The organism is Rubritalea squalenifaciens DSM 18772, assembly GCF_900141815.1.
GTDB lineage: Bacteria > Verrucomicrobiota > Verrucomicrobiia > Verrucomicrobiales > Akkermansiaceae > Rubritalea > Rubritalea squalenifaciens.
Genome location: NZ_FQYR01000003.1, coordinates 675,342 through 688,680, shown reverse-complemented (window position 1 = coordinate 688,680; position 13,339 = coordinate 675,342). Strand labels below are relative to the sequence as shown.

At 48.3% G+C, this 13,339-nt stretch carries 11 protein-coding genes; 2 read left to right on the top strand and 9 right to left on the bottom strand.

Translation table 11 applies throughout. From position 1 onward, the window contains the following. From BUB27_RS08210 to pyrF, 4 genes are all read right to left on the bottom strand, one after another. Nucleotides 1–567, bottom strand: a complete 567-nt coding sequence (locus BUB27_RS08210; RefSeq protein ID WP_143183330.1) for an anti-sigma factor family protein — start codon at nucleotides 565–567, stop codon at nucleotides 1–3. After that, on the bottom strand, nucleotides 564–1,223 hold the full coding sequence (locus BUB27_RS08205) for an RNA polymerase sigma factor (RefSeq protein WP_143183329.1): 660 nt from the start codon (nucleotides 1,221–1,223) through the stop codon (nucleotides 564–566). Before BUB27_RS08205 ends, BUB27_RS08210 begins: the two co-directional genes overlap by 4 nt. 63 nt (nucleotides 1,224–1,286) lie before the next feature. After that, nucleotides 1,287–2,348 (bottom strand): DNA replication/repair protein RecF, encoded by a 1,062-nt coding sequence (recF, locus tag BUB27_RS08200; protein WP_143183328.1) that lies wholly within the window; start codon nucleotides 2,346–2,348, stop codon nucleotides 1,287–1,289. Between the two features lie 15 nt (nucleotides 2,349–2,363). Continuing rightward, nucleotides 2,364–3,143: an orotidine-5'-phosphate decarboxylase gene (gene pyrF / locus BUB27_RS08195; RefSeq protein ID WP_143183327.1), complete on the bottom strand. Its 780-nt coding sequence runs from the start codon at nucleotides 3,141–3,143 to the stop codon at nucleotides 2,364–2,366. Nucleotides 3,144–3,243: 100 nt separating this feature from the next. On the opposite strand from pyrF, the gene BUB27_RS08190 reads away from it, so the two are divergent. Next, nucleotides 3,244–3,609, top strand: a complete 366-nt coding sequence (locus BUB27_RS08190; protein WP_143183326.1) for a KH domain-containing protein — start codon at nucleotides 3,244–3,246, stop codon at nucleotides 3,607–3,609. A 238-nt stretch (nucleotides 3,610–3,847) separates the two neighbouring features. Here the strand turns inward: BUB27_RS08190 and BUB27_RS08185 are convergent, their stop codons facing one another. Beyond that, nucleotides 3,848–5,890: an ATP-dependent helicase gene (locus BUB27_RS08185; protein ID WP_234991715.1), complete on the bottom strand. Its 2,043-nt coding sequence runs from the start codon at nucleotides 5,888–5,890 to the stop codon at nucleotides 3,848–3,850. 101 nt (nucleotides 5,891–5,991) lie between these two features. On the opposite strand from BUB27_RS08185, the gene BUB27_RS08180 reads away from it, so the two are divergent. Next, nucleotides 5,992–7,422, top strand: coding sequence for a sulfatase family protein (locus BUB27_RS08180; protein WP_159434874.1), 1,431 nt, complete (start codon nucleotides 5,992–5,994; stop codon nucleotides 7,420–7,422). 22 nt (nucleotides 7,423–7,444) lie between these two features. On the opposite strand, the gene BUB27_RS08175 is transcribed toward BUB27_RS08180, so the two are convergent. The 4 genes from BUB27_RS08175 to BUB27_RS08160 all read right to left on the bottom strand — a co-directional run bounded on the left by BUB27_RS08175 (nucleotide 7,445) and on the right by BUB27_RS08160 (nucleotide 13,288). Then, the gene (locus BUB27_RS08175; RefSeq protein ID WP_143183324.1) at nucleotides 7,445–8,800 is read right to left on the bottom strand and encodes a DUF58 domain-containing protein; all 1,356 of its coding nucleotides are present in this window, start codon (nucleotides 8,798–8,800) and stop codon (nucleotides 7,445–7,447) included. Nucleotides 8,801–8,826: 26 nt separating this feature from the next. Continuing rightward, entirely contained in the window at nucleotides 8,827–9,777 is a 951-nt protein-coding gene (locus BUB27_RS08170) for an AAA family ATPase (protein ID WP_143183323.1), read from the bottom strand. 5 nt (nucleotides 9,778–9,782) lie between these two features. Continuing rightward, nucleotides 9,783–11,693 carry a nuclear transport factor 2 family protein gene (locus BUB27_RS08165; RefSeq protein WP_143183322.1) on the bottom strand — a complete coding sequence of 637 codons (1,911 nt, stop codon included), beginning with the start codon at nucleotides 11,691–11,693 and terminating at the stop codon, nucleotides 9,783–9,785. Nucleotides 11,694–11,767: 74 nt separating this feature from the next. After that, nucleotides 11,768–13,288, bottom strand: coding sequence for an AsmA family protein (locus tag BUB27_RS08160; protein ID WP_143183321.1), 1,521 nt, complete (start codon nucleotides 13,286–13,288; stop codon nucleotides 11,768–11,770). Between the last annotated feature and the right edge of the window lie 51 nt (nucleotides 13,289–13,339).

The window sequence follows — 13,339 nt, the reverse complement described above, 5'->3', positions numbered from 1 at the left end:
TCAGTACAAGTTGTCTCTATCCACCTTGGCCAGGTATCTTGGAGAGATGCCAATGCTTGTCTCTCCTGCAGCAATATCCAATGTATCTGGAATATCCTCCAAGCCTTCTAGTGAAATCACGGTGATCTCACCGGCCTGAGAAATTTCCGCAGTAACACCTCGCTGAGGTATGTAGACCTCACCCGTTTGTGCCGTAGAGCCACTTGATGGAGTGTCACTGTGAATTTGAGTTCCCACATAGAAGCAGACTGCCATACCTGCGAGTGCCGCAGGGGCAATAATCCAACTGAAACGCTGCCATAGGGACGGCGCTTTCTGAGCGACCATCGGTTCATCATGATGCCCAACGGCGGCCTGGCGAATTTTCGTGTTAAAGAAATCCGGATATGGTGGCTCAGTATCTGCACTCATGGACTGCTTGATCAGCTTACTGGTATCGGACCAGCTCATAAGCTGCTCCAATTCACCTGCATGTGTTTCTGCCCAAGCTTCGACCTGGCGCAATTCCTCGCCTTCCAGTGCGCCGTCCATCCAACGCTCCAAGGTTTTGTCATCTGGTCTGTTCATCTCTCTAATAGGTTTTGAAGTTTCTTGCGTGCGTAAAATAGTCGGCTCATCACTGTTCCAAGCGAGCACCCTTGGATATCAGCAATTTCTTTGTATTCCATCCCCTGTACTTCACGTAACAGGATGGCTTCGCGGTGTTCATCACTAAGTTGAGCTAGGGCCGCTTCTATCTCCCCTTGCAGCTCCTGGTTTTCGAGTGCCTGGTCCGGCCGGGCTACTGCCCGGGGTGCCGTGCTGGCATTCGTGTCGATTTGGTCTCTACTGAGTAACTGGTCATCCAGCTCTCCGTCTGCCTGGATTTTACGTTTCCGCATCCAGTCATAGACAACGTTGTGGGAAATCCTGAACATCCAGGTTGAGAACCGAGAACGGTTCTCGAACTTGGGCAGTGCATTCCACGCCTTGATAAAGGAATCTTGAGCAAGATCCCAGGCATCAGCGTCATTTTTGACCATGTTCACAATCATCGCGTAGACCTTTCCTCGGTGACGGGTCACCAATTCGTCGAATGCTGAATAATCGCCACTCTGAGCCCTGCTCACGAGGATACGATCATCCAGCTGAGAAGCGCCTCCCCCAGCACTGTCACCCTGTGAGTGACCATCTGGTATAGCTCCTCTCAGCCAATTTGACGAGATCTGTCGTAAAAAATTCATGTTTATTTCAACTATTTTGAATCTATGCCGCTGATTGTTGTCATGGCAATGAACTTTTCCTGATTATGAATCTTCCAGCTTTGCCGAACCAGCATCCACCAAGTATCTACTCCAGCCCGCCAGGTCTTGATCCATCCAGTCCAGGTTCGTAGTGGTGATCAATTTTTGAGCTGATTTGGGAAGATATCTCATCAAGGCATTTCGTCTCTGAGGATCCAACTCCCCAAAAATATCATCCAGCAGGTAGACAGGCATTTTACCGCCAACGGACCTCAGGACATCTCCCTGGGCCAACTTCATCGCCAGAGCAATTGTTCTCTGCTGTCCCTCACTGGCATAGTCCCCAGCAGGCAAGCCGTTTAGCAAAATCTTAAAATCATCACGATGAGGGCCCGCAAGAGTCTGACGCTGCCGGCGCTCACTCTCAGCCGTAGATTCAAATGCCCTGACCATACTCCCGCCAGAGCCCGGCTGATACTCAAAAGCAAGGATCTCTTCCCGACCACTTACGCTCTTCTGTGTATTGGCAAGATGTGGGGCCAGAAGCGTTAATACATGCTGGCGGGCAGAGGTAATGTACTCACCGTGCTCGATTAAGATTTCCGTGTAGGCCTGAATGGAATCCTCTCTCAGGCGGGGTTCTTTGAGTAGTAAATTTCGCGCCTTCAAGGCTCTGCGGTATCGGCTAAGCGCTCTCCGATAGCCTTGATCCAACTGGGAACAAATGAAATCCAGATAACGCCTCCTACCCCCCCCGCTGCCTCGAACCAACTCCACATCCTCATTGCCCATCCAGACAACCAAGCCTCCATTTTCCAGATACTCTCCTTGAGTTTTTAGCTCCTCACCATCAATCAGCATTTTGGAACCAGCTCTGCTGTGGCGCACCTGTAAATCTCTCTCCCACCCCTCGCCAGCTATTCCAAACTCGGAAGCATCAAACTTCATGAGCGGCCTCATCGATTTGGCCCGCGGTGAATGTAGACGAACAAGGACACAGACAGCCTCCAAAATGGAGGTCTTCCCCTGGGCATTATGGCCCACAAACAACGCGCCCTCCTCAGGAAGCTCCAGACTCAGTGATTCGAAGCAGCGAAAGTTTAACAGGCGCAGTGAGGTTAGCATGGTCAGAGTCGCCGTTTATGCCGGATAAGACGCAGCAATCTGCTCGGCCCAGAATTTGGCCTTTTGCCCGAAGCTCTTTTCCATGTCCTTGTACATGATTCCTCGAGATACATTAATAGTGTCCGGTGCAGTTCTTCCCTTGCCTGCCATATTTTCAAGATCTCCACCTTGTGCCCCCAAACCAGGGATCAACAATGGATAATCATCGATGCGGCTAAGCACGTCATCGCTGGCATTAGTGAGACCTACTACCATGCCGACATCCGTTTTGCGCCCTTCTTCATGAGCTCGCCTGCAGATATCTTGCACCAACTCAAAGACATAGCGATCACCAACCATTTGTCTCTGGAAATCAGCACTTCCAGGATTGGAGGTGACTGCTAGGACGTAGATAGCCTTCCCTTCCCAGTCCAGAAACGGCTCCATGGTATCGTATCCTAAAAACGGATTCAAGGTAACGGCGTCCACATTCCAGTTCTCAAAGTAGCTCTTCGCGTAGTACTTTTGGGTCTCTCCAATGTCCGAACGTTTGGCATCCAAGATGATGGGCACTTCATTGGGCATATTGCCCAGCATTTCTTCTAACATCTCAAGGCCGCGAAGCCCCATTGCCTCAAAGTATGCCATGTTAGGCTTGAAAGCTGCTGCATACTCCCAAGTCTCATCTACGACTTGTTTGAGTAAATCAGGGATTTTCTCCATGCCTCCCGAGAGGTCGGGACGAGGGTCTAAGCCCACACAGAGCCTTGAATTTGTATCTTTGATTCTCTTGGAAAGCTTCTCTCCGTAGCGCATGCGAGAACTCTCTCGCTATGCGAGCAGACTTGCAAGTACAAGCTTATCTTTACACAGCAAATTGCTTGAAACTTGCTTCGCAGAACTTGAAAGTAACCTTATGCAACAGACCACGGATCAGATCAGGAATTTTCTCCAGTTCATCGCCCTGCAATTTATTAAGTACCCAGATGAGGCCCAGCTAAAGGTGGCAGAGGTGTCGGATAACCATATCCGCTTCAGACTGGTGCTGAATCAGAATGATGTGGCTATCCTCATTGGCCGCAATGGATTTACGGCCAGCGCCATTCGCAACATCCTTAAGGCTGCAGCGGTACGTGACGGCATTCAAGCCACATTACAAATTGTCTCTCACGAGGAAGAACGCCAGCGCATGGCCGCCATTGAGGCAGGTGAAATCATCGAAGAATTGCCCACGGACGAGGATATCGCCGAGCAAGATGATGAGAATCTAGAGGAAGCCTGATGAATGGCATCCCTACACCTAGCAGACCCACTCCCACCTGCTGCCTTCTTGGTTTCTTGTTCCTATTTTCTCTGACTGTTGCAGTCATAGCCTCAGCCGCAATGATTATCCGGGCTAGCAAACATGGCCTCCATGACTCCCTGGCACAGGAGTTCCTACCTTTCTTGGTAGGCGGCCTCGCATGCACCTTGTTATTTGGCTTCGCCACCAGACGCTCATTCAAAGACCATTTCTAACCCTACCAGCCGGAATCCACCACCCACTCTTCCACAAGATCTGACGGGAAATCGTCGAGAAACCTTGAAGGATTCTGGAGGATTTCTCCTGTATAGCTTTTCGGATTCATCATTGGATAGGTCAGGTAAAGCTCATCCTTGGCCCGAGTGATGGCTACGTAGAACAAGCGCCTCTCCTCCTCCAGCATCTCCAGATCTTCAGACTCCAGAATTCTCCCATTAGGGAACATGCCATCTGCCAGCCAGACCACAAAGACGACTTTCCATTCAAGCCCTTTGGCCTGATGAATCGAGGACAGCGTTACCCCTTCTTCATCTTTTTCCGCTTTGCTGCCCGTTGGAGACGAATCCACTGAACTCATCAGTGAAAGTTGCGCCAAGAACTCCAGCACATCACTGTAGCTTCGTGCATAGGTCATCAATTGCTCGATATCCTGTTTTCTGTTCTCGTAGTTATCAAAACTCCCCCTCATGTAGTCATCATAGACCCCCTCCTGGATACTGAAGATCATTTCAGATGGCACAGCGAAACCATCTGAATGAACCAACTCATCCATGGTGTAGCAGAGTTGCTCCCAATGTGCCTGCGACTTCTTAGGCACCTTGAACTCCATCATGATTTTAGAGAAGGACTGAGGTGGGCTCTCAGCTCTACATGCCGGATGCGCTACCCATGCTTTCCATAAATTATCCGCACTCTTAGCACCTACGCCGGGCAAGAGAGATACCATCCGCTTGAAGCTTACCTCATCCTGACGATTCACCGCAAACCTGATGAACGAAGAGACATCCTTAATATGCGCTTGCTCGAAGAATCGTAGTCCCGAGGTGATATGGAACGGGATGTCTCGCGTGGTCATTTCCATCTGGATTTCCATGCTCTGATAATGAGCCCGGTACAGGATGGCCATCTCCTCAAGCTCCACCCCTTCATCACGCAACTCTAGGATGCGCTGGGTAACGAACTCCGCTTGGGTGCGGGGGTCGTTCAGAGGAATCAGGGCCGGCACCATACTGCCCCCAACCCTATGAGCACGTAGTTCCTTGGGGATTTGTTCCGTGTTCGCCTTAATGGCGGCATTGGAGAGTTCTAGGATCTCAGGGCAACTGCGGTAGTTGGTCTCAATCTTGTAGACTGCGGCTCCCGGATATCGATCTTGGAAGCGAAGGATGTTCTTCATATTCGCGCCACGCCAGGAATAGATCGACTGAGCGTCATCACCCACAACCATGAGGCTTTTATTCTTGGCTACTAATAAATCAATCAGCTCACATTGGATGATGTTCGTGTCTTGATACTCGTCCACCAATACGTGTTTGAACTTCTTCTGATATAGCTCTCTGAGATCTTCATCCTTCTTGAGCAACTTCAGGGTAAGGACCAGCAGATCATCAAAATCCATTGAGTTTACATCCAGCTTCTTCTGAACATAGCCCTTCTGTACACGCTTGATATCGTCCAGCCATTCCTCAAAATATGGATAACGAACCTCCAGGATATCCTCCAGACTCTCCTTGGTATTTTCCATCAAGCTGAAGATTGAAGCCAGAACATCGGGCTTCGGGAACCTTCTACTCTGTGTATCAATTTTGCAGTCCGCTATGACGGCATTGAGCAAGGCTTTCTGATCGTCTCGATCTAGAATGGAAAAACTTCGGGTGAAGCCCAGTTCGTCAGCGTGGCGCCTCAGAATACGGTTACAAATAGAGTGGAAGGTACCTCCCCACAAATCCGAGATATCCTGAGAGATCAATTCACGTACCCTCTCAAGCATTTCCCGTGATGCCTTATTTGTGAAGGTCAGCAAAAGAATGTTTCGCGGGTCAACCCCTCTGTCGAGCAGATAGGCCACCCGGTATGTCAGAGTCCGTGTCTTTCCACTGCCTGCACCAGCAATCACCAGAGAGGCCCCAGGACGTGAAGACACCGCAGCATACTGCTGTTCATTCAATTCAGCTGCATAGTCGATACCGGATGCGTTTTCGGTGACGGTCTTCTTAAGCTGGTACTCACGTGCCATACGTGGATCAAACACTCCACACATGGCTCAGTAAAATGAAATCTCTTCTCTTCTTGAGATCTTCTATTGAAATGAAAATCTCATCCCCCATCCTGCGTATGCAGATTCACACTCACACAGACACCATGAAAATTTTTCCCACTCTATTCAGTCTAGCCTGCGCTTGCTCGCTCCCTCTGGCACAAGCCAGAGAAGTCATGGACAAGCCGAATGTCATCATCATCTATTTGGATGATTCCGGATACGGTGATTTTTCCTACAATGGCAACCCCGTCATCGAGACCCCGAACATCTCCAGACTGGCACATAATGGATTGAACTGCACCCAATTCTACGTAAGTTCCCCCGCCTGCAGTGCCTCCCGCTACTCACTACTCACAGGGCGCTACCCTGGCCGCTCAGGCTTTGGAACCTGGGTAATTGGACCTGGATCGAAGCCTCACCTCCGAAGTGCTGAGATCACCATCGCTGAGGGACTCAAAGCCAATGGCTACAAGACTGGCATGTTTGGCAAGTGGCATCTAGGCAATCCAAACAAGGGCAATCAAATGAGTACTGAAGCCCTCCCTCTCGCTCATGGCTTTGACACCTGGGTTGGCACCAATGTCTCCCACGACTACGATAACGCCAAGCTCTTAAAATCTGATCCATCGGGAAACAAGCCCGTCAAGGGCTACAGTGAAGTCGCTAAAAACCTTCCGTCCGATGATGAAGCATCCACTTCCCTCACCGGACTCTACACCGATGCCGCAGTATCCTTCATCAAACAGAACAAAGACAAACCATTCTTCGCCTATGTAGCCCATAACCAGCCGCACCTGGGCTTATACGTCAGCGAAAAATTCAAAGGTAAATCCAAGCGCGGTCTTCTAGGCGACGTCATGGCTGAGGTCGACGACTCCGTTGGGCGCATTCTTCAAACTCTCAAGGATGAAGGAATCGACAAAAACACCTTAGTCGTATTCTCCTCAGATAATGGCCCATGGATTCTCTTCCGTGATTTGAAGTTCAAGAATCACCCCAAATACGGCGAAGCCAGAACTCATGTAGGTTATGCCCAGCCATTCAGAGACGGTAAAGGCTCTACCTGGGAAGGCGGTCACAGAGTTCCAGGAATCTTCTATTGGCCCGGAGTCATCAAGCCTCAACGCCTTCTAGCCCCGGTCAGCACACTTGATGTCCTGCCAACCGTACTTACTATCACAGGAGCAAAACTGCCAGATGACCGGAAACTAGATGGGAGAAACATCAGCCCGTATCTATTGGGCTCTGACTCCCAGAAGGTCGACGACTTTGAGTTTATCTACAGCTATTTTGACAACAAACCGTCCGCTATTCGTGTAGGGCCCTGGAAGCTACATATCCGGATCGGTTCTCAGACTGGTAATAATTACAATTTCAAAGCCTCGGAGAAACAGCCGCTTCTTTTCAACGTAGAAGAAGATCTTGGCGAGCGTATTGATCGGGCTAGCGAACAGCCTGAGATTGTAGAGAGGCTACTCAAAAAGCTCAGAGACAAGAGATCTGAGATTGAGAAGACGGGTGTCATCAAATAACCACCACTTCTCTAAAGATATTTTAAAGACTGTATAGCACCTGCTGGATCTTATCCACAGGTGCTATTTTGAAACGCTTGGCCATCCCCTTCAACTGTTCACGAGCTAGCTTCTCATCATCACACACATAAAAGAGCAAGAGGCTTAAGCCTGCTGCCTCCCACTTCTGGACCATCTTGAGGCGGTCTTCTGACCAATCACAAAATATAGCGATACAGGCCGTGAGATTCTCGGTATGCTGAAGAATCATCTTCTCGAGTTCCTGCCAGTTAGGCTTTAGGTCAATTTCCACGCCGGCCAGTGTCTCCAACATATTCTCCACCTTCGCCACTCCACGGCCAACTGTAAGCACCTTCGCCCCTTGCTGCATGAATATCAGATCCAGCAAGCACTCCCGCGTATCTACTGCACAGGCAAAGGACGCAGCCAAGGATACCCCCTCCTCAAACAGGTTCGCTTTTTCAGCAGAAACTACGGTATCCAGAAACAACCCATAGCGAGGAAAGAAGACATCCTCATACTCTTTGACAATGGGCTTCCCGGATTTCCCCCAGCTTGGCCAATGAATATGCCGGAGCGGATCTCCAGGCCGATATTCACGAAGCCCCACAAATTCACCTGCATGCCCACTGATCGACGAGAGCGCTTCACCTCCAATTTGATTACGGGAACTCCCACTCAAATGAAGGTCACCTACACGATAACGCTTCGGCAGAACAATGAGATGGTCTGTGCTTTGCTCGACCTGCTGTATCCGCTGGAATACTCCTAAAGGATCTGGAAGCAAAGCCCTCATATTCGAAAGCTTGATCACCCCTCTCCGCTTAGGAGTGATCTGCATCAGGCAATGCTTTGACTCCCCTTTTCTAACAGACTCACAAACCGTAGCCTTACTATCAAAAAAAATACGCTGCTTAACCAGCCACATCCAGCGGTAAGCAATAAAGGTACGGTCAAATGCATTCCGCTGTTCCTCACCCGGTTCAGTTGATCCCAAAAACAGCTCCTTACTAGGACTTGGATCGGGAGGCAGTTCTTCCAGAAGAAAATTAGCAAGCTTACCTGACCTGAGGTTCTCGTAATGGACAGTATAAACCAAATCCTCGCCAACGCTGGCCAAACGAGGCAAGTCGCGACTTATTCGGATTCGAGAATTTCTCAACCAAGTAAGAAAAAAAGCAATCACCAAGACTGCCCCAAATACACTCATCATCTGTATCAATGATGCTCTGGCATAGACCACAGCAAAGGAACTGGCACAAGGGAAAGCCAGCAGCACCAGATAACCTATGGGCGTCACCCGCTTACGAGCACTGTTCTGCACGCTACCTCCCAGCTTATAGAGGTGATATAAACGAGCTTGCAGAAGTTTTTTCAAGGCACTCTCCCCTAGTTCTCAGTTACTCAACAAGGGACAGCCACTTCGCCTAACAGAGCATCCACAATGCTGCGGCCACTAATTCCAGCAAACTTGGCCTCTGAATCAATCACCAGACGATGACCGATTACATCCGCTGCAACCTCTTGAATAACCTCCGGAGAGACAAAGTCTGATCCATTCATGACACTCATCGCTTGAGACACTTTCATCAGAGACAGTGAGGCACGAGGACTAGCTGGCAGACGTACGTCCTTATGCTGACGCGTAGCTCCCACTAATCGTACAATATAGTGCTTTAGCTCATCACTGATACGTACTGCTGAGACTGACTGCTGCCAAGCCACAACATCATCCACAGATACGACTTGGTTCAGTGCATTCAAAGGGTGTGAGCTTCCTTGCTGATCACTCAAAATCTCAACCTCGTGATCCATATCAACATAGCCCATAGTACACTGCATAGCAAAGCGATCCATCTGCGCCTCAGGAATAGGATATGTTCCCCTAAATTCCACAGGATTCTGAGTTGCGATGACAAAAAATACACCGTCAAACTGATAACGTCTTCCTTCGATTGTGGCCTGCTTTTCAGACATCACCTCCAGCAGAGCACTCTGGGTGCGAGGTGAGGCTCTATTGATTTCGTCTGCTAACAGAACATTTGCGAATACTGGACCCTTATGAAATTTAAAATCCCCAGAGCGAGGATCGAGCACGGACACACCAAGAATGTCCGATGGCAGGAGGTCCGGCGTAAACTGGATGCGCTGGAAACCATCCTCCCCCATGGATCTTGCAACCGCTTTGGCTAATGTCGTCTTGCCTGTACCAGGATAGTCTTCAAGAAGCATATGACCACCGGCCCCAAGACAACAGAGGACTTTACGGATGAGTCCATCCTGACCTTTGATGACAGTCTTGATTGCATCCTCAATTCGGTGACCTATCGACAATACATCTGTGACCCTATCCATATACACTACTCATTCCGCATTTCGTTAACCAGCTCGTTGTGCTTATTAATTAAGCTCATAAATGAATCTTTTATTCCTTGATCTTTGAGACCTTCTACGAACTCCAGAACTTTGGCATTAAACAATCTGGCGCCACGACTTTGCTCATATCGATATTGAAGGTAGGGCAGCACCAATACTTGCTCTCCATCCTTACAGTAAAAGTATAAAAGATACTCTACATCACTAGACCGACGATTCGTGAGACGGATCGTAGCGGCACACATTTGGGCTGCTTTATGGGCGACAATAAACTCATACTTCGAGTCCTTGTCTTGCCTGCCTCTGAGGTCAGCCCCGAGCGCAGCTAGAGTTTGGAGTTCCGTGCCTTTAATTGCCGCCGCAACTTTGAGAGCATTGGCATAATCCTCCTTCATCAGTGAATCATCGTATCTGAGATAACTCTCTTTTACTGCAGATTGATCGACTCCCGTACAATCAGCGAAATTAGCAAGGCTTATCACATGACACTCTCCAAGGAGAAGCGGGGCCACATCCACATCACCCTCATCTTTAATCTCTTTAATGAGCTTATCACGAGCGGCACGTAACCCTTCCGCATCATCACCTTCAAAACTCTTCTCCATTACCATATGCCACTGCTGATTAGCTTTACACAGCACTAGATAATCAATCACGTAGTCATTCGGCCTTTGTTTAGATACAGCAAGAACTTTGGCAACGGCAACATTCTCAGCTTCACGAACAGAGACCAACTTGAAAGCCATCAGGCTCTTTTTCTTGATTTCTGACCATGACTCAGCCGCAGCAATTAACTCATCACGTCTCACTGCCTTGTCTGCCTCATCCATGAATTTGATACAGGAGCACCATGTCGCAAAATCACCTTCACTTAATGCTTTAAGAAGCCGCTCCAAAAGCACGCCGGAAGAATCAGCTGACACAGGTTTTAATGAACTGATAATCAAAGGTGATACTTCATCTAGGCGACTTCGGTTTTCACGCTTGAGTTTCCAACCGCGAAAATCTGCATCAGAAAATTTACCCTCATCATCCAAGCTCATATTATCGGGTAACTCGAGCACCCATCTACTACCCATCTTCTTTACAGAGAATTCAAGAATTTGCTCCTTAGGCTCAAGCTCAGGAAAAAACATGGCTACAGAAACCATCTCATTATCGTCATCTTCCAGAACGGTTGCTATATATGGTTGCTCCTGTAGTTTGGCCCAATCGCCCACTTGTCTTCCACCACTCAAACCCTCCACAAGCGAATATATTGCTTGTAGCTCATCATCACCAAATGACTCTGCGAGATCAACCCCCAGACAAGCTGCTATAGCATGAAAATTGGCCTGCTTAACCATACTCAAGAAATACAACACCAGAGCAGAAGGCTCCTTCGCTTGAAAAGCGGACTCCGAGCTAAACTCACTAATTTTATTCAAGAGTTTATTCTCCTGTTGTCCTTGGACTTTCGATTTGTAAACCGCCTGTTGCTTGAACACCCATTTCTCAAGTTCACGCTGCCTTGCTTCAGCCTCTAACTGATAGAGATTGAAGCCTGTGTGACGAAAACTCCCCATCAATGGGGTCAGCTTCCATTGATCTTTGACTTTACAGAAAGTGAGTCCGCTGATCTCAGAAAAAATTGGATTCCTCTCGTCAGTGGCACAGATAATAAATGCACACACATCACGAAGAACCTTCTTATCGAGAACCTCAAAGTGATATTCCTTCCGAATCTTGTTCCTTATCTGAGACTGGATCTTCTTATTAAGTTCATCCCGCTGTATCTCTGGAAGATGATCCGTTATCAAAAAATCATTCCAGTCTAGATTCTCCTGGAACTTGAGTCTATCTATGAGCGTGTTGACGTCTGAATTGCTGGGGGCTGCTTCAGCCGCATCTAGCACTGTATATAGTGTGACGCTGCACAACAACACAGCGATGAGTTGCGAAATCCTACTACTTATTAGATTACCAATTCTCACTCTCCAAAGTATTCGTTTTCAATACTGGACTCTTTCTTGGAATCGTCGCCTTGAGGTGCTGTCTTCTGACTCTCAGGAACTTTTGCTCCTGCTTCTTTCACCATAGCATCCACACGAGACTTAAAATCATCCTTCACCTCGTGCACATCGCCACTCAATTGGATATCAGTGAACATGAAACCATCAACAGCCTTGGAGAACATCTCCTTTGGAAGCCTGTCTCTGAATGGATTAGCCAATTCCGCGGGAATACCCACTTTAAATTGTCCAGAGACTTTGCCGTGCTCATCGATCATAAATTCACCTTTAAGCTTAAGATGCTTAGAACTTTCAGCCGTAAAGTTAGTAACGTAGAGCGTATTCCCTTTGCGATGGATGTCACCTTGGATATTACGGTTAAAACGAGGGCGCTCATACCACTTGTGCCCTAATAAGTTTCCAAGGTCTTTGAAAAACGGAAACCCATGCATCCTTAGTACAGCACCTTGAAATGAAGACTCAAATTCCAATTGAGACAATTTTCCAGGTGCCATCACGAGCTTAGCTTCCTCTGAGTTGATTCTACCCTCGAAAAAGCGCTGGGCATGCTGAGGCAGTATCTTCGAGATGGGGAATTCCTCTAACTGGGCATCTAGTTGAGTGGTGCCAGATGATGTAAAAGGCGTATTCCCCTCAAGTGTGATTGAGCCAAATTTCTTCTCATCTGTTAGACGGACATTGATGTCTTTTCTCCCGTCATGAAGCTGAATTAGAGCATTCTCTATCTGCAGGCCTTCCAAAGAGGGAAAGTTCAGTTTACCCCCGTTGAAACTAATCTGAGTGGATTCATTTTCAGACTGCTTCAAAACTACATCAGACCCTTCAATAGCAGGTGTCTTGGTCAGCTCCCCGAAATGAATGTTCAAGTTTGAGCAGCGAATGTAATCGTACTCGAACTTGATCTGAGAATCTGCCACCATATCATCTGAGGCGCTCTGGGAATCTTGCAGAATCAATCTACCTTCCGAGGAATTGATGCCACGCATTTTCCATTTACCGCCCCAGAATCCACTGAGACCATAATTCGTGTTCAGTTTCTTCAGTTCGAGACTCTTGATCGCTCCCTCACCCTCTTTCCACACCAAGCTCACCTCATCCATTTCAGCCGCCCCGGGACCAACAGTTAAGAGCCCCATCTCCACAGACGCTCCTGTCTTACCCTGAACTAGCTGCTTCACTTTATCGTGAAAGCCTTGGCTATTATGGTATCCCAAAGAAACGGCAATAGATAATGCCACCGCAAAGAACAGCATCATCGCAGAAGCGATTAGGATAAAACGTTGCTTTCGTTTACGCTTAGCCGCCTCTTTACGCGGTTGATGACTACGCCTCTTCCGCTTACGGACCTTAAGCATCTCACTCCCATCAGCGCGTACCACTAGCTTGGGCTTTTCTTCCTCGTCCCTTCGGTTCTTGCTGCTACGCTGCAAGTCCTCCACCATCTCTTCCAGAGTAGGTTTTCGCGTTTTCTTTGACACCTTGATATATAATTAAATTGCGACTAAAGAGACTTTAGCAATAACTCCAAA

Bases quoted from the DNA above. Each gene is read 5' to 3' on its own strand.
- BUB27_RS08185 (WP_234991715.1), bottom strand. From the start codon at position 5,890: ATGTGTGGAGTGTTTGATCCACGTATGGCACGTGAGTACCAGCTTAAG.
- BUB27_RS08210 (WP_143183330.1), bottom strand. From the start codon at position 567: ATGAACAGACCAGATGACAAAACCTTGGAGCGTTGGATGGACGGCGCA.
- BUB27_RS08205 (WP_143183329.1), bottom strand. From the start codon at position 1,223: ATGAATTTTTTACGACAGATCTCGTCAAATTGGCTGAGAGGAGCTATA.
- BUB27_RS08190 (WP_143183326.1), top strand. From the start codon at position 3,244: ATGCAACAGACCACGGATCAGATCAGGAATTTTCTCCAGTTCATCGCC.
- pyrF (WP_143183327.1), bottom strand. From the start codon at position 3,143: ATGCGCTACGGAGAGAAGCTTTCCAAGAGAATCAAAGATACAAATTCA.
- BUB27_RS08170 (WP_143183323.1), bottom strand. From the start codon at position 9,777: ATGGATAGGGTCACAGATGTATTGTCGATAGGTCACCGAATTGAGGAT.
- BUB27_RS08180 (WP_159434874.1), top strand. From the start codon at position 5,992: ATGAAAATTTTTCCCACTCTATTCAGTCTAGCCTGCGCTTGCTCGCTC.
- recF (WP_143183328.1), bottom strand. From the start codon at position 2,348: ATGCTAACCTCACTGCGCCTGTTAAACTTTCGCTGCTTCGAATCACTG.